Here is a 19,247-nt window from a genome sequence, read left to right as displayed (position 1 = left end):
AGCAGAACGGCAGCCTCCATGGCCTCGGTCACGTCCCTCACCGACTCCGTCCAGCAGCAGCTCGCGTCCGCCCTCACGGCCACCCGGCCGGAGGCCGCCGGCGCCGACCCGCTGCTGCGACGAAGCGACCGGGCGGACTTCCAGGCCAACGGCATCCTGGCGCTCGCCAAGAAGGCGAAGGCGAACCCGCGGGAGCTGGCGGCCGAGGTCGTCGGGCGGATCACCACCGGCGACCTGATCAAGGACGTCGAGGTGTCCGGCCCCGGCTTCCTCAACATCACGCTCGCCGACCGGGCGATCACCGAGAACCTCGCCGCGCGGCACGCGGACGGCGAGCGCCTCGGCGTCCCGCTGAAGGAGAACCCGGGCATCACCGTCGTCGACTACGCCCAGCCGAACGTGGCGAAGGAGATGCACGTCGGCCACCTGCGCTCCGCGGTCATCGGCGACGCCCTGCGCGGCATGCTCGACTTCACCGGCGAGCAGACCATCGGCCGGCACCACATCGGCGACTGGGGCACCCAGTTCGGCATGCTCATCCAGTACCTGTTCGAGCACCCCGGCGAGCTGGCCCCCGCGGGCGAGGTCGACGGCGAGCAGGCCATGAGCAACCTGAACCGCGTGTACAAGGCGTCGCGTGCGCTGTTCGACGCGGACGAGGACTTCAAGGAGCGGGCCCGCAAGCGGGTCGTCGCCCTCCAGTCCGGCGACAAGGAGACCCTCGGACTGTGGCAGCAGTTCGTCGACGAGTCGAAGGTCTACTTCTACTCCGTCTTCGAGAAGCTGGACATGGAGATCCGCGACGAGGAGATCGTCGGCGAGTCCGCGTACAACGAGGGCATGCCGGAGACCGCGCGGCTGCTGGAGGAGATGGGCGTCGCGGTCCGCTCGGAGGGCGCCCTGGTGGTGTTCTTCGACGACATCCGCGGCAAGGACGACCAGCCGGTGCCGCTGATCGTGCAGAAGGCCGACGGCGGCTTCGGCTACGCGGCCTCCGACCTGACCGCGATCCGCAACCGCGTCCAGGACCTGCACGCCACCACGCTGCTGTACGTCGTCGACGTGCGCCAGTCGCTGCACTTCAAGATGGTCTTCGAGACCGCCCGCCGGGCCGGCTGGCTCGGCGACGACGTCACCGCCCACAACATGGGCTACGGCACGGTGCTCGGCGCGGACGGCAAGCCCTTCAAGACCCGTGAGGGCGAGACGGTCCGGCTGGAGGACCTGCTGGACGAGGCCGTGCAGCGGGCCGCCCAGGTCGTGCGGGAGAAGGCGCGGGACCTCACCGAGGACGAGATCCAGGAGCGGGCCGCCCAGGTCGGCATCGGCGCCGTGAAGTACGCCGACCTGTCGACGTCCCCGAACCGCGACTACAAGTTCGACCTCGACCAGATGGTGTCGCTCAACGGCGACACGTCCGTCTACCTCCAGTACGCCTACGCCCGCATCCGGTCCATCCTCCGCAAGGCCGGCGACGTCCGCCCGGCCGCCCACCCGGAGCTGGAGCTGCACGAGGCGGAGCGCGCGCTGGGCCTGCACCTGGACGCCTTCGGCGACACGGTCTTCGAGGCTGCGGCCGAGTACGCCCCGCACAAGCTGGCCGCGTACCTGTACCAGTTGGCCTCGCTGTACACGGCCTTCTACGACAAGTGCCCGGTGCTGAAGGCCGATTCACCGGAGCAGGTCGCCAACCGCCTGTTCCTGTGCGACCTCACGGCCCGCACGCTCCACCGGGGCATGGCCCTGCTCGGCATCCGCACGCCGGAACGCCTCTGACCCCGCTGCCGCACCACGGCACCCGCGCGGCCCGCACTCCCACCCGGGGGTGCGGGCCGCTCACCGTCGGGCCACCGGCGCGGGCGGCACACGGTCCGGCCGCGTCCCACGCCGTCCCACCGCGTCCCGGCCGGGATCCCGTCCGCGCAGGTCGGAGCGTGAGACGTCCCGCCTTTTCTCGCTCATGGTCAGGAACCGCTCACCGAACGTGACGGACGCCTACGCTCACCCATGCTTCGAACAGTTGACGCAATCGAAGGGTGATCATGCGCCATCGTTCCCTCGCGGCCCTCGCCTCCGTGGCGACCGCCGCCATCGCCTCCACGGTCCTGACCGCCGCACCCGCCCAGGCCTACAGCCCGAACCCGAGGCCCCTCCAGAGCAACTACGTGCACACCACGTACTGCCCCTGCACGTTCCCCGACGTCCTCGACAACACCTACTTCCAGAAGGACGACGGCGGCATCGGGGCCAAGGTCGTCTTCGGCAACGCGAGCGGCTACGCGCTGGCCAAGGTCGAGTTCCACCCGTACGGCGAGAAGCTGATGATGTACGACGTCGCGAACGACGGTGACGGCCTCTACTACAAGGTGTCCTACGAGGGCGACGGCGGGCAGTACGGGGTCTACGCGCCCCCGGGCACCTCCAATGCCTGGGACGTCAAGACGGTGAACCTGAACATCCCGGAGGGCAGGAAGGTGACGATCAAGGTGTACGACGACAAGGCGTTGACCGATCTCGTCTACACGGTCGGGGCCACCGCCTGATCTCCCGCTGCCGCCGCCGGCCCCCGAGCCACGGGGGCGGGCGGCGGACGGCCGGGTACCGCCCCGGCGTCTAACCGAGGTCGGTCGTGCCCTCCGGCACCCACCCGTCCCCGCCCAGCGGGAACTCGTAGGCCGGGCGCCCGTTGTTGCCGCTGGTGCGGAAGGGGCGCCCCTTGTCGTCCACGACGAGCGTGCCGCTGCGGGAGCCGCTGGACCACTTCAGCTCCAGGAACCAGCTCACGTCGTAGGCGGACGCGTCGGCGGTGATGTAGTACACCTCGGGGTCGGACTCGCTGACCTTGAAGGGGAAGTCCCGGTGCCCGGACTCGGGCGTCAGGGACGGCCGCGCGGCGTCCAGGGCGACCGTGAAGGACCGCGCCGGCACGTTGCCGCCGCAGCCGACGCCGGGATAGCCCATCGCGTAGTCGTTCCAGGCCAACGGCGCCCGCTTCCCCGCGACCCGTACGGCGATGCCCTCCACGACCACCGTCTCCGGGCCGGTCCCCTGCACACTGAGCCGCACGAGCTGCTCCCCCGACGACACGGCACGCTCCGCGGCGACCCAGGCCGTCGCGTCCTGCTGGACCGGCGGCGGGTGTACCTCGCCCGGCGGCGCGGCGATCAGGTACCGCTGCGAGCAGGGGCTCTCCCAGGCGTACGGTTCGGTGCGCACGGTGACGGGCACGGCGTCCCCCGCGGCCGGGCCGCCCGGCCGCGCGGCCGGCGCGGAGGCGGGCGGACCGCTCGCCTCCTCGTCCGTCGCGCCCGTCGCGCCCGGGGAACCCGACGGGGAGGCGGACGCGGACGGCGTACCGGCCGTCGGTGAGGCGGACGTGCCGTCCGGGCCGCCGGTCCCCGCGGCCCCGACCCGCTCCCGTCGGCCGTCACCGTCCGTCCCGCCGCCCGGCGGACCCACCACGGCCACGACCCCGACCAGCACGGCCGCCACGGCGGCCCCGGCCAGAACGGCGGTACGGGTCCGGCGCCGGGCGCGGGGTCCGGGACCGGACCGGGAGGAGACCGCGTCGTCCGCCACTGAGGGCTGGGGGGAGCCCGCGGGACCGGAGCGCTCGGAGGACTCCGAGGTCTTGGAGGACTCGGCGGACTCCGAGGACTCCGAGGACTCGGCGGGCCCGACGGCCCCGACGGCCCCCGAGGCCCCGGCACTCCCGCTCCGCCCCTCCGGCTGCGCCGGCCCCTCCGGCCGTCCTGGCCCCTCCTGCTCCCCTGCCCGCGCCACCGTCGCCTGCTCGGTCCGGCGCCCACGTGTGGCGTCCGCCAGCACCCACCGCCGGTGCAGCTCGACCAGTTCGGCGGGAGCGGCCCTGCACAGCCGGGCCATCCGCTCCACCGGCGCGTAGTCCGTCGGCACGGCGTCCCCGTTGCAGTACCGGTGCAGGGTCGACGTGCTCATGTGGAGCCGCTTGGCGAGGACCCCGTAGCTCACCCCCGACCGGTCCTTCAACTCCCGCAGAAGCGCGGCGAACTCCACCGCGGGCGTGGCCTCCGACACCGTTCCTGCCTCCCCCGTGTCCCGTCCCACCGTTCCAGGGGACGGTCGTTTCCCCAGGTCACGGCGGTGCCGGCGTTCCAGCGTCCCGGATGCTCCCGCAGCGGTGGCGGCCGGGACGGAGCACGCCGCACGCTCTGGTCATCCAAGCACGCCGCTCCCGCCGACCGGAGGAGCGGCCGCGCCGAACCTCCTTCTGACGACAAGGAATGCGCCATGCGTACGTCCCGCAGCATCCGCCTGCTCGCCGCCGCCGGAATCACCCTCGCCACCCTGTCCCTGACGGCCTGCCAGGACGGGACGGGGGTGAAGGACGAGGGCACGGCCCGGCCGTCCACGGCCCCGACGGCGGGCACCGGCAGCAGCGACGACCCCGCTGCCGGGTCCGGAGCCACCGCCCCGAACCGGCCCGCCCAGGCCGGCGCGGACAAGGCCGGCACCGGAGCCCCCGCGACCGGCCGGCCGAAGGGCTCCGACCGCTCGATGGGCGGGGACCGGCCCACGGACCCCTTCGACCCGAAGGCCCGCGTCGCCTGCAACGGCTCCAACACCGCCGTCACCGCCCAGCCGGTCCCGCGCCCCCTCAACCACCTGCTGATCACGGTCAGGAACACCGGCTCGAAGGTCTGTGACCTGACCTACCACCCGGTCCTCCGCTTCGACGAGATGCAGTGGGTGCCGGGCCCGATCGAGGCGTCGAAGCCGCAGGCCGTGGTCACCCTCGCCCCGGGCGAGTCGGCGTACGCGGGCGTCCTCCTGTCGGCCGCAGACGGCAGCGGCGACGGCGGCACCACCGGACACCGGCTGACCGTCGGCTTCCAGGGCCGCACCCCGCACAGCGACGGCGGGCCGGCGGCGATCCCGTCCCTCCCGGCCGAGGGCGTGTACTACGACAGCTCGCTGACCGTGACGTACTGGCAGCAGTCGAAGGAGGACGCCCTGACCTACTGACCTTTTCCCCGCACTGCGGCTACCGCTGACCGCGCTCCAGCATCCGGGCCGCCTCGACGGCCCAGTACGTGAGGATGTTCTGCGCCCCGGCCCGCTTGATGCCGGTCAGCGACTCCAGGACGGCCCGGTCGCGGTCGATCCAGCCCTTCTCGGCCGCGGCCTCGATCATCGAGTACTCGCCCGAGATCTGGTAGGCGGCGACCGGCACGTCCACCGTGTCGGCGACCCGGGCCAGGATGTCGAGGTAGGGCCCGGCCGGCTTGACCATCACCATGTCGGCGCCCTCTTCGAGGTCCAGCGCCAGCTCGCGCATCGACTCCCGCACGTTGGCCGGGTCCTGCTGGTACGTCTTGCGGTCACCCTTGAGGGACGAACCGACGGCCTCACGGAACGGCCCGTAGAAGGCGGACGCGTACTTCGCGGTGTAGGCGAGGATCGCCACGTCCTCGCGGCCGATCTGGTCGAGGGCGTCCCGGATGACACCGATCTGCCCGTCCATCATCCCGCTCGGCCCCACCACGTGGGCGCCGGCGTCGGCCTGGACCTGCGCCATCTCGGCGTACCGCTCGAGCGTGGCGTCGTTGTCGACCCGCCCCTGCTCGTCCAGCACCCCGCAGTGCCCGTGGTCGGTGGTCTCGTCGAGACACAGGTCGGACATGACGAGCAGCTCGTCCCCGACCTCCGCCCGCACGTCCCGCAGGGCCACCTGGAGAATCCCCTCCGGGTCGGTCCCGGGCGTGCCCACGGCGTCCTTCTTCGCCTCCTCCGGCACCCCGAACAGCATGATCCCGGACACCCCGGCCGCCACGGCCTCCGCCGCCGCCTTCTTCAGGCTGTCCCGCGTGTGCTGCACGACCCCCGGCATCGCCGCGATCGGCACCGGCTCGCTCACGCCCTCGCGCACGAAGGCCGGGAGGATGAAGTCGGCGGGGTGCAGCCGGGTCTCGGCGACCATCCGACGCATCGCCGGAGTGGTCCGCAGACGCCGGGGCCGAGTACCGGGAAAGGATCCGTACGTCGTCATACCACCTACGCTACGCCCGCCGAGCCGGTGCCTTTGCCGACGGCCGGTCGGCGGCCCGGGCCCACCGGGGCGGACATCGCCCGGGCCACGGCGACAGACGGCGACAGGCCCTCCCGGCACAGCTCGCAGCGGGGATCAGCACCCCCGAGCCGGCGGGAGGCCCCGCCTTCACCTGCGTACCGCCGGGTGATCACCCACCCGGGAGGAACTCTGCTCGTCCCCCGCACCCCCGGGCCATGTCATGCGGTCGCGGGTACCTCCTCAGGTCACGCGGGCCATGCGCTTGAACGCCGCCGTGGTCTGCGGCCCGGCAATGCCGTCGATCGCGCCGGTGTAGCTGTACCAGGTCTTCAGGTAGCGCTGGAGCGCCTTCACCGTTCCGGACCCGACGATGCCGTCGATGGCGCCGTTGTATCCGTAGCCGTTACTGAGCCTGCGCTGGATCGCCTTCCAGCTGTCGGGGCCGAGGTGCCCGTCGATGGGGCCGGTGTAACCCCAGCCCCTGAGGAACTTGCCCTGAAGCAACTGGGCTTCGAAATTGGTCAGGCCGAGGTTGACCACGGCCAACGGCGTGTACACCTCCGTGCCGACCGACGCCTGCTGCGTGTCCGGATTCGTGGCCGCATGGCTTGCCCCCGCGACCATTACGCCCCCGGCGGCGATCCCCACAGCAGTCGTGATGCTGACGAGCGTTCTCGTCATGGCTCGCATTGTGCATCCTCCCCGATAGCTGGAGCCGCCCGCTGCGGACGGCACGCCAAGAACTCTGTGGCGGTTGATCAACAATCGCAATGCCCGCCGCCCCAAGTGACCCATAGACGGGACGTCCCATGCCCTGACCTGCTGAGACACCTTTCCCAACGGGAATCCGGGGGACGGTCGTGGACCGGTCCCACGAGGGAAGAGCACGGCTCGCACGGAGTTACACCGGTGCAGCAACGCGGACACTGTCGCGGTCGACTAAGTGGACGATGGAGGTGGAGGGATGACCAGGCACCCTCAGTTCCCCGTCGACCAAGGTTCGGCAACGCTCCGAACGCCACAGCTATCCGGGGATGCCGAGGTCCTTGAGGTACGTGAGGCGAGCATTTATCGCTGCCGCAAAGTGGCGCCAGTCAAGGCTGTCGACCAACTCAATCGGCTTTGGGTTTTCAGCCGAAGAAGTGACATAGCACGCTGCGTCGTAGAGTTGCTCGGCCACGAGCCTTTCGCAAAAAATCCCGAACCGGTCTTGATACGACGTTCCGTGCCAGATTTCGTCGGCGGGAAGAGCGCCCTTCGCCGTCTTGACAGGCCTTCGGGAGCCTTCACCGTCTTGCATGATGAAGAAGTAGCCCAACCAGGGCTTCTCCTTCGGATACAGCTCGGCGAGAGCCGCCCTACGCAGGTCGACTGCGCTACCCAGGGCCTCTTCGACCCGATTGTTGTAGTTGTTTCCGTACGACGGGCCGCCAAGCGCCTTCAACTCGAACGCTGCCACGAGGACGGCGCCGTGGACGACCACGAGATCCCACTGCTTCTGCGGCCGGTAGTATCCCGGCAGTTCAAGGCCCTGTGTCTTGGAGACGCGGATGCTTGAAGCTGGGTAACCAGCGTCCAAGAAGAATTTGGCCAAGAGAGTCGCGATGACATCGAAGTGCTTACCGCCTCGGACGGAGCCAGCCGTGCCGGCTCCTACCGCCTCCCGGATGGCTGACTGTTCGCTCTGCAGTTGCTTGGCACCCCAGTACGCCGCGATGGCGTCTTCGAAGTCTTGGCGGGTGACCGTCAAGATCCGTTCCTCCTAGACAGGCAGCTCGGCGAGCCCGTAGACACGCAAAGCGGCCTCGGTGGCTGCCTCCCTGTCCCGCTTGCCGAAAGCTTCTGCGAGAGCTGCTTGGTCGCCTTCGCTGATCGCCGCTGGGTCCGGGACCCGGATCTTCCGGAGGTACTGGGCCTGGAAGCGGAGGGTTCCCCCGCGCATTCTGACCGCGTAGGCCTCCACGAATGCCTCCGCGACCTTGGACAGCAACAAGCCACCGAGTACTCGCATGTCCCAGACGTCCGAGACGATGAAGTACAGGTTGTGGTGAGGGTACAGGCCGCCCTCGTCGAGCACCGGATGGATCCTCATCTTCATGTCCGGAAACAGCAGCTTCTGACGGCGCGTGAGCTGGTGGTCGATCTTGTCGATGGTCTTGTACCAGCGCTGAGGCTGCTTGACAGCGACATACCGCTTACGCAGAGCCTCACTGTGCTTCTCGAAGTAGGACGCGAGGCGCGGAAATGCAGCAAGGTCGACCAGGTCGCCGTTGGCCGTCCAAGGGTTGACCAGATACGTGCCGTCCCAGTCGATCGTGCCGTTGGTGGTATCGCGGACCATGGCCATGGGGAGCAACCGATCGTCCTCGACCAGATCCTTGTCCTTGGTGAGGAAGACCTTGTCAGCGCCCGTGGCGATGCCGATCCCGACCTTCGTCCCCGTCGCGGAGTCCTCCAGGAGCCGAAAGCGTTCGGTGAGATCCTCTAGCACCGCAAGCCTGGCCGGCGAAGCGGCCGGCCACGAATCTTCCTCCGGGAACCAGTGCGGCATGCGAGCGGCTTGGTAGGACGCCTTGGCGACTGTCGGTGCCCCGCCCTCCAGGTACCAACCGGCGAAGTCTCGCGCCTGCTCCGCTCCGAAGGTCCGGTCCGTGTCTGCAGCGACCGCCGGTCCCTGGGGCTTATTTGAGATGACGGTGATCGCGGGATAGGCCGAAACTTGATCGTCGAAGGCATCCACGTCATGCAGCACCAGGGCGAGGTCCATGCTGAACTGCTTGGTCACCAGTTCCCTGAGTCGCCGACCGTACTGGTTCCGCATCCAGCGGTCGGCACAGATGAATCCCAACTGACCGCCCCTGTTGAGGCTGCGCAGTGCCACCTCGTAGAAGCCGATGTAGATGTCGGCTCGGCCGCCCATCGTGGAGCAGGCACGGCGGTATGCGGCCATCCGGTCGTCGGGAACGTCCTCAAGCCGGATGTACGGAGGGTTACCCACTACGTAGTCGACGCCGTGATCGGCATCCGCCTGGAGGAGGTAATCGCCTTGGGTCACCCACGCGGCGGCAACGTCCCTCGCGTCCTTCAGGCTCCAGCCGTCCTGTTGCAACGTTTCCGCGACCAGCGTCCGGCTCTGCTCCACGTTGCGGCTCAGCAGGTCGAAGGCACGAACCGCGTCGACCGCATCAGCGATGGACCGCTGGTATGCCCGGCACGACGCACTAATCCGGGACGCGAGCACTGTCAGGAACGCTCCCCCGCCGCAGGCCGGCTCCACGAGCCTCAGATCGCAGAGATCCTTCTCGGCCGTGTACCCGAGAACGTCCAGGATGAGCTCAACCACCCAGGCACGCGTGAATACCTCACCGTGCGCCACAGCCTCCTGCAGAGACTCGGGGAGGGAAAGTTCAGCGGTGTCGAACAGCGCGAGATTTGCCACGCTAGGACAGTACCGCTGAACCTTTCCGAGGCCCGCCCTCTATCCACAGTCCGTAATCAGTCAATAACAGGATTGCATGATGTGTGCCGTCAGCCGCGCCTCAGTCATCGATAGGAGCCTCCAATCTCCGCAAACTGCAACAGGACTGCACTGGGCTACGGTTCGACAACAGCTGCCATCGTGACGCGACGATGTCCTGGTGCTCGCTTGACCCGGCAGCCGGGGGAAGCGGGCTCTGGCCAGCCCCCGCATACCGGGCACGCGCCGGGGCGGGGCAGCAGCGGGTGGACGAGGAAGCTGGTATGCGGGGGGGGGCGGACAGCCCGATGACGGTCGCCATCCGGGTCGCCCGATTACGTTCAAGTGAGCTCGCCCGTGGCGGGGACGAGGGAGTCGAGCCGGTCGAAGACGTCCTCGGGGCCGTCAATGACCGTGGTGTTGGGCCTGGCCGCGTACTCCCTCGCCCACTCGTGCGTCAGGAGCGAACGCATGAGGAAGACGGGACGGCCGTGCTCCAGGGCGAGACGGGCCTGCATCCGGGCACCGCTGCGGTAGGCCGCCTCGATCACGACGGTGGCCAGGCTGTAGCCGCTCATCACGGCGTTGCGCTGGGGGAAGGTCGACTTGGAGGGCGGGGTGTCGGGCCAGAACTGGGAGATCAGCAGACCCCGCTCGGCGATCTCCCGCTGAAGCCGCGCGTTCCGTGCGGGGTACGCGTGGCGCAACCCGGTTCCGACGACGGCGACCGTACGGCCGCCGACGGCGAGGGCGGCGCCGTGGGCCGCGGTGTCGATGCCCGCAGCCAGACCACTCACGACGGTCACCCCGCGTTCGGCGAGGCCCCCCGCGATCGCACGCGCGTGCGCGAGGCCCTCGGGCGTCGGCGTCCTGGTCCCGACGACAGCGATCCGCGGGTCGTCCTCGACGACCGTTCCCTGGAGGAACAGCAACGGCGGACGCTGGTGGACCAGCTTCAGCAGCAGGGGATAGTCCTCGTCGAGGACGGTGACCAATCGCAGCCCTTCCCTCTCCCAGGCGGCGATCTCGGCGGCGATACCGCTGAGGTCTGCCGAGGGCTCGGGGTCGAAGAGCGCACCTTGCCCGGAGGCATCCAGCGCGTTCTCCAGTACGTCGTACGCGCTGCCCACGGCCTCGATCTGGTCCGTGAGGTCCGACCAGGAACGATCGCCGCGTCGCAGCAGTGCGACGAGGGCTGCTCGCTCCTCCGGCCGGTCCATGCGGCAAGTATAGGAACGGCGACGGCACGACCGAATCGGCTCGACGAGGCCCACGGCGGCACGTCCGCTCATGCCGCGCATGCCACCCCGCTCGCCCCGAGCGTCCCCGCCGCCCGCTCCCGGCAGCGCCGGCAGCGGCCCGGCTCCGGGGCACGGAACACCTTGTCGCAGCCGTCGCAGTCCTGGAAGGGGTGGGGACGGTGGCTCCGGACGGCGACCGGTGGGAGTGCCGGTACGGCCGGGAGCGGGGGAGGCAGCAGCTCACGCAGCCGATAGGCGATCACTCCGGCAGGGTGTTTGATCACGGCCGGGAGATCGGCGGTCAGCGTCCGCAGGACGGCGCCGGGTGTGGCCCCTCGTTCGAGCCAGGCGAGGACACTCGGGGCCAGTCTGTTCACGTCCCGCGCGGAGAGGGTGAGGCGCTCGTCGGTCCGGCGCAGCCCGGAGAGCAGGTCGGCCGCTTCGCCGTACCGGGGGTCGGCGGGCGGCTGGACCTCTCCCGCCCGGGCCGGGGACCCACCCACGGCCCGCGCCCCGGCACCACCGGCACCACCGGACCCGCCAGGCCCATCGGGCCCATCGGGCCCATCGGGCCCGTCATCATCGCCAGGCCCATCCGCATCGGCCGCCGGGTCCGCGCGTTGGTCATCCTCCTGGGACGGGTCCGGCGCCCCGTCCGAGGTGTGCGCCCGGGGCGCAGGAGCCCGGTCCGCAAGCGCCGCCCCCGTCTCCGACCGCGCGGGCACGGCCCTGACGGCGCGCGCAGCCGCCTGCGCCGTCGTCGAGAACGGCACGTGGTGGGCGTACGTCCGCGTCACCAGTCGCCCCTCGGGGGTGTGCTCCCGCACCCGGCGCAGGTAGCCGTGGGCCTCCAGCTCCCGCAGCGCGACGGCGATCCGGCCCCGCCCCTCGGGGAAGCGCTCGGCAAGGCTGCGGATGTCGACGGGGGTGCCCTCGGGCACCGACAGGATGTGGGCGGCGAGTCCGATCGCGGTCAGCGACAACTCCCGGTGCTGGGCGAGGTGGTTGCCGATCAGCACGTACTGACCGGACTGGTACGTACGTACGTGGGTGACACCGGAGAGGGTGGCGGATCGGCGAACGCCCTGCTGCGGACGGGGGGCGGGGATAGGCTTCTGCTCAGCCATGGGGAAGGCCTTTCTCTTCCTCGTGGTTAGGCCCTCGCTTTGGGAGTGCTAGTCCCAGCGGGGGCCGATTCATGCACGGATTGCGGGCTCATCGGCTTACGGGGGCGCCGAGTTGGTCGACTGCCCCTGCGCCGAGACTGCCCGCCCGACCAGCCGCCGCGCCAGTCACTTCGACCGATTTCACCCACCCGAGTGATCAAGACCGGGTTTGGTTGGGTTGGTTGGTTATTTCCCTGGGTTCTTAAGTCTTTTACCGCCCGAAGCCCCGGCGTCCCGCCCCACCACAGCCCGCCTTTCCGGGCGCCGGTGACGAGCCGGCCGAACGGACGTCCGGGGCGATCGGATGTCAGTGCGGCCGGATACGGTGCCCCCGTGACCGAGAGCCACGGCGACGACCGCCGCTTCCCGCCCGCCCTCGCGGACCTCGCCCGCGTCGGGATCGACTACGCCGACGGCGAGGGCATCGACTTCGAGCCCTACGACGACTTCTCCTCCGCCGAGGAGACGACGAGCGTGCTGCGCGGGTGGACGGGCAACCCCGAACTCGACGGCGATGCCTACCGGTTCTTCGGCCAGGACGGCAGTGGCGGTCTGGCCGCCCTCTGGTACGCGCGGCCCGGCCGGCCCCTCGCCGAGCAACCGGTGGTCTTCCTCGGCTCGGAGGGCGAACGCGGCGTCATCGCGGGGAACCTGTCCGACTTCCTCTGGGTGCTCGCGGACGGCGTCGGCCCGATGGAGGTCGTCCTGTTCCGCGACACGGGCCCCCGCCCGACCGCCACCCCGCTCGCCGACCTCGCCACCCGCCACGCCACCACCCCGCGCCGCCCGGCCGCCGTGATCGTCACCGAGGCCCAGGCCGAGTTCCCGGACTTCTCCGACCACATCGACGCACTCTGCCGCTGAGGTCACCGGCCTCGCCTTCCGTCCCGCCCGAGCCGCGCCGCGGTGCTCGTGTGAGGATCAGGGGATCCCGAGTCGGCCGTCGAAGGCTCATCACCGGGCGGTGACCGTCCACCTCGTCTACGACATCGGAGCACGCCATGCGGTGAGCAACAGCGTGTCCGCCGCTCGCGGCCCCGGCCCGGCGGGCAGGAGGTCGCCGCTGATCCGGGTGAATCCGGCTTCGTACAGGAGTTTGGTCCACACGTGCTCCTGGAGCACCCAGCGGCGCATGGTGGCCGACTCCCCGTCCGGGGTCCTGGCCGGAATGTCGGCGTGCTCCACGTCGGACCGTGCGGGCGCCCCGCCGAGATGGTGGGCGAGGGTGGAGAACACCAGCCGTCCGCCCCGCCGCAGCGCGGACGCCACGGCCGGCAGCAAACGGCGCGGGTCGGTGAAGTCGACAGCGCCGAACGTGCTGTAGAGCACGTCGTACGTGCCGGGCTCCGCCCGCAAGTGCTCCACGACGTCCGAACGGACCAGCCGCAGACGCGGCGCGAGGTGGCCGTACAGGTCCGTGGCCATGGCGTGCTGGGCGGGTGAGGCGTCAACGGCGACGACCCGGGCGGGCCGGTGATGGACGGCCAGGTGGGCGGCTTGCCGGGCGGCGCCCGCTCCGAGGTCGGCGACGCACCGTCCGGACAGGTCGCCGAGGAGGTCCGGACCGGGCCCGCGGTCCTGACCCCAGGCCCACCGGAACGTGTCCGGCACGGTCCGGTCGGTGGCGTGACGGGTGCGGCCGTAGTGGTGCCACAGGTCTGCAGAGGTGCGGGCTGTCACTCGCCCATGGTGGCGGGCGCGGCCTCCGGGCGGGCCGATTCCCGGAAAACCCGACCGGACGTGCCCCGGACCCCGGCGACGGGCCGGAGGCCAGGGCACCGGGACCGTTTCAGTGGGAGTCGCTGCCGGGGTGACACGGGCCGCACGTGGCGGCGTCCTGCCACAGCGACAGGTCGACCTCCCAGCCATCGGCCGCGACCCTGTGCGCGGTCTTCATCACGGAGCCGTCGTTCTTGAAGTCGACCTCGGGCACGTGGTGCAGGAAGTGCCCGTCGTTGAAGCGGTCGCACAGCTCGGCATACGCCACGGTGTCCAGGATGATCGTGTGGACGCCGATGTCGACTCGTGATCAACTCACGCCGCTCGCACAGTGCACGCAGTGCCACCGAGGCTGCACAAGAAGGGGCGCCCCCGAAAGGGCGCCCCTCCTCACGTCACGCGGACGACCTCAGGTCGTCGACCGGCGCCGCCGCGCCCCCGGGCGCCGCTCGCTCGGCCGGGTGACCGGGTCGCCGGCCTCCAGCGCGGCCAGCCGGCGGCGGGCGCCGAAGTCGGCGAGGGCCTCGGCCAGCTTGTGGACCGACGGCTCGGGAGCCATCACGTCCACGCGCAGGCCGTGCTCCTCGGCGGTCTTCGCCGTGGCCGGGCCGATGCAGGCGATCACCGTCACGTTGTGCGGCTTGCCCGCGATGCCGACGAGGTTGCGGACCGTGGACGACGACGTGAACATCACCGCGTCGAAGCCACCGCCCTTGATCGCCTCACGGGTCTCCGCCGGCGGCGGCGAGGCGCGCACGGTGCGGTAGGCCGTGACGTCGTCGACCTCCCAGCCCAGCTCGATCAGCCCGGCGACCAGCGTCTCCGTGGCGATGTCGGCGCGCGGCAGGAACACGCGGTCGATCGGGTCGAAGACCGGGTCGTACGGCGGCCAGTCCTCGACCAGCCCGCGCGCCGACTGCTCCCCGCTGGGCACCAGGTCCGGGCGGACCCCGAAGTCGATCAGGGCCTGGGCGGTCTGGTCGCCGACCGCGGCGACCTTGATCCCGGCGAAGGCACGGGCGTCGAGCCCGTACTCCTCGAACTTCTCGCGCACCGCCTTGACCGCGTTGACCGAGGTGAAGGCGATCCACTCGTAGCGGCCCGTGACCAGGCCCTTGACCGCGCGCTCCATCTGCTGCGGGGTGCGCGGCGGTTCGACCGCGATGGTCGGCACCTCGTGCGGCACCGCGCCGTAGGAGCGCAGCTGGTCGGAGAGCGACGCCGCCTGCTCCTTGGTGCGCGGCACGAGGACCTTCCAGCCGAACAGCGGCTTGGACTCGAACCATGCCAGTTCCGCCCGCTGTGCGGGGGCGGACCGCTCACCGACCACGGATATCACCGGCCTTCCGCCATCCGGCGAGGGCAGCACCTTCGCCTGCTTCAGCGTCTGCGCGATCGTGCCGAGCGTCGCCGTCCAGGTGCGCTGGCGGGTCGTCGTCCCGGCGACGGTCACCGTCATGGGGGTGTCGGGCTTGCGACCGGCGGACACCAGTTCGCCCGCGGTCGCGGCCACGGAGTCCAGCGTGGTGGAGACGACCACGGTGGCGTCCGACGCCCCGACCTCCGTCCAGCACCGGTCGGAGGCGGTCCGGGCGTCCACGAAGCGCACGTCGGCGCCCTCGGGATCGCGCAGCGGCACACCGGCGTAGGCGGGCACACCGACCGCGGTCGCGATGCCCGGGACGACCTCGAAGGTCACCCCGGCCGCGGCGCAGGCCAGCATCTCCTCGGCGGCGTACGCGTCGAGACCGGGGTCACCGGTCACCGCACGCACGACCCGCCTGCCGCCCCGCGCGGCCTCCATGACAAGATGTGCGGCATCCCGCATCGCGGGCGCACCGGCGGTTGTTGACGCGCCGTCAACGACTGTCAGCTGGGGCGTGCCCGTGCCCGGAACGGCTGCCGTGGGAGAGCCCGAAGCGTCCGTGTCCGTGAGCACCTCGGCGACGCCCTGCCTGGCGTGCCGGCGCACCACGTCGAGCACCTCGTGCTCGGCGACCAGGACGTCCGCGTTCGCCAGCGCCTCCACGGCGCGCAGAGTCAGCAGTCCCGGATCCCCGGGTCCGGCACCGAGGAAGGTGACGTGCCCTTGTTCCGGAGGGGCGGGAAGGGTGGTGGGGCTCAATGTGCTCGCTCCCCCATCAGACCGGCCGCGCCCTGCGCGAGCATCTCGGTGGCGAGTTCGCGACCGAGCGCCATCGCCGCCTCGTGCGTCTCGGGCACGGGACCGGTGGTGGACAGCTGCACCAGCCGCGAGCCGTCGGTCGTGCCGACGACGCCGCGCAGGCGCATTTCCTTGACAATCTGCCCGTCACTCAGGAGGTCGGCCAGTGCGCCCACCGGGGCACTGCACCCGGCCTCCAGGGTGGCGAGCAGTGACCGCTCGGCCGTGACGGCGGCCCGCGTGAACGGGTCGTCCAGCTCGGCGAGCGCGGCGATCAGCTCCGCGTCGTCCGCGGCGCACTCGACCGCCAGGGCCCCCTGGCCGGGGGCGGGCAGAACGGTGTCGGCCGGGATGAAGTCGGTCACCTCGTCGATGCGGCCGACCCGGTTCAGGCCCGCGGCGGCCAGCACCACGGCGTCCAGCTCCCCGCTGCGCACGAAGCCCAGCCGGGTGTCGACGTTGCCGCGGATCGGCACCGTCTCGACGGCCGTGCCCCGGGCGCGGGCGTACGCGTTGAGCTGCGCCATGCGACGCGGCGAACCGGTGCCGATGCGGGCGCCGTCCGGCAGGTCCGTCAGCTTCAGGTCGTTACGCGCGACGATCACGTCCCGCGGGTCCTCGCGCACCGGGACGGCGGCCAGGGTGAGCCGGGGGTGCGGGGTGGTCGGCAGGTCCTTCAGCGAGTGCACGGCGAAGTCGACCTCGCCGCGGATCAGGGCCTCGCGCAGCGCGGCGACGAACACACCGGTGCCGCCGATCTGTGCCAGGTGCTCGCGCGAGGTGTCACCGTACGTGGTGACACCGACGAGCTCGACGGGCCGTCCGGTCACCTGGCTCACGGCTTCCGCCACCTGCCCGGACTGGGCCATGGCGAGCTTGCTCCGCCTGGTCCCGAGCCTCAGTGCCTTCTCAGTCATGCCGGCCCTCGGTTTCTGCCTTTTCGGTGCTTTCCTCGGCGCGGGAGACGGAGGCCACCGTCTCGGGGTCGAGGTTGAACAGGGTGCGCAGCGCGTCGGCGTACCCGGCGCCGCCGGGTTCGGCCGCGAGCTGCTTGACCCGCACGGTCGGTGCGTGCAACAGCTTGTCGACCACCCGCCGCACGGTCTGCGTGATCTCCGCGCGGTGCTTGTCGTCCAGGCCGGGCAACCGCCCCTCGAGACGCGCGATCTCACCGGCCACCACATCCGCCGCCATGGTGCGCAGGGCGACCACGGTCGGCGTGATGTGCGCCGCCCGCTGCGCCGCCCCGAAGGCCGCGACCTCGTCGGAGACGATACGCCGGACCTGGTCCACATCGGCAGCCATCGGAGCGTCCGCGGACGCGTCGGCGAGCGATTCGATGTCCACCAGCCGTACTCCGGCCAGCCGGTGCACGGCCGCGTCGACGTCCCGCGGCATCGCGAGGTCCAGCAGGAACTGCACGGGCTCCGGGCGCGGCGGCTCCTCCACCGGCTCCGGACGGCGCCGCTCGGGGATCCGGCCGGTGCTCGCCGCGAGGGCGGCCAGCGCACCGATCAGTTCGGCGTCCGCCTCGACAGCGCGCCGGCCCTCGCGGCGTTCGACCGCGCTGCCGGCGGCCCAGGCCGCGTGCTGCTCCAGCGTGGCGGCGTCCATGCCGGCCACCGCGGCCTCCCCCATCACGGAGAAGCCGGGCTGCACGGCGGACAGGTCCAGCGGGCAGGTGTCGTCGGCGCCCGCGGAGGCGGACGGCAGCACCGTTTCGCCTGCGGCGGGCTCCGCCTCGGCGACCGGGCGGGTGACCGGCGGTTCACCGGTGCGTCCTTCCAGGCCGGCCGCGATCATGTCGGCGGTCAGCACGGTCCCGGTGGCGCCGGTGCAGGACACGACGATGTCGGCACGTGTCAGCTCGAACGGCACCGAGGCCATCGGCACGGCGCGGGCCAGCGCCTGGGTGTCGTCGCCCTCGGTCAGGATCCGGGCGAGCCGTTCGGCCCGGTCGGAGGTGCGGTTGGCGACGACGATCTCGGCGACCCCGGCCCGTGCGAGCGTGGCCGCGGCCAGCGACGACATGGAACCGGCGCCGACGACCAGGGCCTTCTTGCCCCGCGCCCAGGCGCCGACGTCCGCGCCGCGGGCCAGCTGCTCCAGGCCGAAGGTCACCAGGGACTGCCCGGCGCGGTCGATGCCGGTCTCGGAGTGGGCCCGCTTGCCGACCCGCAGCGACTGCTGGAACAGGTCGTTCAGCAGCCGTCCGGCGGTGTGCAGTTCCTGCGCCCGGGCCAGCGAGTCCTTGATCTGGCCGAGGATCTGTCCCTCGCCCACCACCATCGAGTCCAGTCCGCACGCCACCGAGAACAGGTGGTGCACGGCCCGGTCCTCGTAGTGCACGTAGAGGTAGGGAGTGAGTTCCTCCAGGCCGACCCCGCTGTGCTGGGCGAGCAGCGTGGACAGCTCGGCGACACCGGCGTGGAACTTGTCCACGTCGGCGTACAGCTCGATGCGGTTGCAGGTGGCGAGCACCGAGGCCTCGGTGGCCGGTTCGGCAGCGACCGTGTCCTGCAACAGCTTGACCTGCGCGTCCGTGCTCAGGGAGGCCCGCTCCAGCACGCTGACCGGCGCGCTGCGGTGGCTCAGGCCGACGACCAGCAGACTCATGTCGGCATCACGGCGGGTACGTCCCCGTCGGGCCCCTGGTCGGTGGCGACGTCCTTGCGGGCGGTGCGCGGCACGGCGGCGGTGGCCGCGGCCTCCTCACCGGCCTTGCGCTGCTCGTGGAAGGCGAGGATCTGCAGCTCGATGGAGAGGTCCACCTTGCGCACGTCGACGCCGTCCGGCACCGACAGGACGGTCGGCGCGAAGTTCAGGATGGAGGTGACACCGGCGGCCACGAGCCGGTCGCAGACCTGCTGGGCGGCACCGGCGGGGGTCGCGATCACACCGATCGAGACACCGTCGTCCTGGATGATCTTCTCCAGCTCGTCGGTGTGCTGCACCGGGATCCCGGCGACGGGCTTCCCGGCCATCGCGGGGTCGGCGTCGATGAGCGCGGCGACCCGGAACCCACGGGAGGCGAACCCGCCGTAGTTGGCGAGCGCGGCACCGAGATTACCGATACCGACGATCACGACCGGCCAGTCCTGGGTGAGCCCGAGTTCACGCGAGATCTGGTACACGAGATACTCGACGTCGTACCCGACACCCCGGGTGCCGTAGGAGCCCAGGTAGGAGAAGTCCTTGCGCAGCTTCGCGGAGTTCACGCCCGCGGCGGCCGCCAGTTCCTCCGAGGAGACCGTGGGTACGGAGCGCTCGGACAGCGCGGTCAGGGCGCGGAGGTACAGCGGAAGCCTGGCGACGGTGGCCTCGGGAATTCCTCGGCTACGGGTCGCCGGTCGGTGAGTTCGGCCAGTTGCCACGGTGCTCCTGCGGGTCGAGCGGGGCTTCAGGCGGTCAAACGTCCCCGGACCGCCCCGTCGCATGCAGGCTATGCCTT

The 19,247-nt window shown here is 71.1% G+C and carries 17 protein-coding genes; 4 read left to right on the top strand and 13 right to left on the bottom strand.

The annotated features are described in order from the left end of the window. Positions 1 to 18: 18 nt before the first annotated feature. Positions 19 to 1,776 carry an arginine--tRNA ligase gene (gene argS, locus AC02VZ_RS22060; protein ID WP_476476223.1) on the top strand — a complete coding sequence of 586 codons (1,758 nt, stop codon included), beginning with the start codon at positions 19 to 21 and terminating at the stop codon, positions 1,774 to 1,776. A gap of 266 nt (positions 1,777 to 2,042) precedes the next feature. Then, on the top strand, positions 2,043 to 2,543 hold the full coding sequence (locus AC02VZ_RS22055) for a hypothetical protein (protein ID WP_476476203.1): 501 nt from the start codon (positions 2,043 to 2,045) through the stop codon (positions 2,541 to 2,543). 70 nt (positions 2,544 to 2,613) lie between these two features. On the opposite strand, the gene AC02VZ_RS22050 is transcribed toward AC02VZ_RS22055, so the two are convergent. Beyond that, a complete protein-coding gene (locus AC02VZ_RS22050) occupies positions 2,614 to 4,056 on the bottom strand; it encodes a helix-turn-helix domain-containing protein (protein WP_476476202.1) in 1,443 nt (480 codons plus the stop codon). Positions 4,057 to 4,269: 213 nt separating this feature from the next. Here AC02VZ_RS22050 and AC02VZ_RS22045 point away from each other — a divergent pair, with 213 nt between their 5' ends. Then, positions 4,270 to 5,004 (top strand): DUF4232 domain-containing protein, encoded by a 735-nt coding sequence (locus AC02VZ_RS22045; RefSeq protein ID WP_476476201.1) that lies wholly within the window; start codon positions 4,270 to 4,272, stop codon positions 5,002 to 5,004. Positions 5,005 to 5,023: 19 nt separating this feature from the next. On the opposite strand, the gene hemB is transcribed toward AC02VZ_RS22045, so the two are convergent. The 6 genes from hemB to AC02VZ_RS22015 all read right to left on the bottom strand — a co-directional run bounded on the left by hemB (position 5,024) and on the right by AC02VZ_RS22015 (position 11,874). Beyond that, a complete protein-coding gene (hemB, locus tag AC02VZ_RS22040) occupies positions 5,024 to 6,028 on the bottom strand; it encodes a porphobilinogen synthase (protein ID WP_476476200.1) in 1,005 nt (334 codons plus the stop codon). A gap of 261 nt (positions 6,029 to 6,289) precedes the next feature. Beyond that, positions 6,290 to 6,739, bottom strand: coding sequence for a peptidoglycan-binding domain-containing protein (locus AC02VZ_RS22035; RefSeq protein ID WP_476476199.1), 450 nt, complete (start codon positions 6,737 to 6,739; stop codon positions 6,290 to 6,292). Between the two features lie 334 nt (positions 6,740 to 7,073). Next, positions 7,074 to 7,799, bottom strand: a complete 726-nt coding sequence (locus AC02VZ_RS22030) for a PaeR7I family type II restriction endonuclease (RefSeq protein WP_476476198.1) — start codon at positions 7,797 to 7,799, stop codon at positions 7,074 to 7,076. Between the two features lie 12 nt (positions 7,800 to 7,811). After that, a complete protein-coding gene (locus AC02VZ_RS22025) occupies positions 7,812 to 9,488 on the bottom strand; it encodes an Eco57I restriction-modification methylase domain-containing protein (protein WP_476476197.1) in 1,677 nt (558 codons plus the stop codon). A 359-nt stretch (positions 9,489 to 9,847) separates the two neighbouring features. Beyond that, a complete protein-coding gene (locus AC02VZ_RS22020; protein WP_476476196.1) occupies positions 9,848 to 10,726 on the bottom strand; it encodes a DNA-processing protein DprA in 879 nt (292 codons plus the stop codon). A gap of 68 nt (positions 10,727 to 10,794) precedes the next feature. Further along, positions 10,795 to 11,874: a helix-turn-helix domain-containing protein gene (locus AC02VZ_RS22015; protein ID WP_432058701.1), complete on the bottom strand. Its 1,080-nt coding sequence runs from the start codon at positions 11,872 to 11,874 to the stop codon at positions 10,795 to 10,797. A 372-nt stretch (positions 11,875 to 12,246) separates the two neighbouring features. On the opposite strand from AC02VZ_RS22015, the gene AC02VZ_RS22010 reads away from it, so the two are divergent. Then, entirely contained in the window at positions 12,247 to 12,777 is a 531-nt protein-coding gene (locus tag AC02VZ_RS22010; RefSeq protein WP_432058702.1) for an SMI1/KNR4 family protein, read from the top strand. 117 nt (positions 12,778 to 12,894) lie between these two features. On the opposite strand, the gene AC02VZ_RS22005 is transcribed toward AC02VZ_RS22010, so the two are convergent. The 6 genes from AC02VZ_RS22005 to AC02VZ_RS21980 form a co-directional block, all read right to left on the bottom strand. Continuing rightward, positions 12,895 to 13,593 (bottom strand): class I SAM-dependent methyltransferase, encoded by a 699-nt coding sequence (locus tag AC02VZ_RS22005; RefSeq protein WP_432058703.1) that lies wholly within the window; start codon positions 13,591 to 13,593, stop codon positions 12,895 to 12,897. Between the two features lie 109 nt (positions 13,594 to 13,702). Then, positions 13,703 to 13,900: a glycine-rich domain-containing protein gene (locus tag AC02VZ_RS22000; RefSeq protein WP_432058704.1), complete on the bottom strand. Its 198-nt coding sequence runs from the start codon at positions 13,898 to 13,900 to the stop codon at positions 13,703 to 13,705. 141 nt (positions 13,901 to 14,041) lie between these two features. Beyond that, the gene (locus AC02VZ_RS21995; RefSeq protein ID WP_432058705.1) at positions 14,042 to 15,757 is read right to left on the bottom strand and encodes a bifunctional uroporphyrinogen-III C-methyltransferase/uroporphyrinogen-III synthase; all 1,716 of its coding nucleotides are present in this window, start codon (positions 15,755 to 15,757) and stop codon (positions 14,042 to 14,044) included. Further along, positions 15,754 to 16,713 (bottom strand): hydroxymethylbilane synthase, encoded by a 960-nt coding sequence (gene hemC / locus AC02VZ_RS21990; RefSeq protein WP_476476195.1) that lies wholly within the window; start codon positions 16,711 to 16,713, stop codon positions 15,754 to 15,756. The genes AC02VZ_RS21995 and hemC overlap by 4 nt, the downstream gene beginning before the upstream one ends. Further along, complete coding sequence (locus AC02VZ_RS21985; RefSeq protein ID WP_432058707.1) at positions 16,706 to 18,412, bottom strand: glutamyl-tRNA reductase; 1,707 nt, start codon at positions 18,410 to 18,412, stop codon at positions 16,706 to 16,708. The genes hemC and AC02VZ_RS21985 overlap by 8 nt, the downstream gene beginning before the upstream one ends. After that, positions 18,409 to 19,170, bottom strand: a complete 762-nt coding sequence (locus AC02VZ_RS21980; protein ID WP_476476194.1) for a redox-sensing transcriptional repressor Rex — start codon at positions 19,168 to 19,170, stop codon at positions 18,409 to 18,411. The genes AC02VZ_RS21985 and AC02VZ_RS21980 overlap by 4 nt, the downstream gene beginning before the upstream one ends. Positions 19,171 to 19,247 lie beyond the last annotated feature (77 nt).

It is taken from the genome of Streptomyces sp. 3-6 (assembly GCF_056323165.1).
This window is presented reverse-complemented; position numbering and strand designations above follow the sequence as displayed.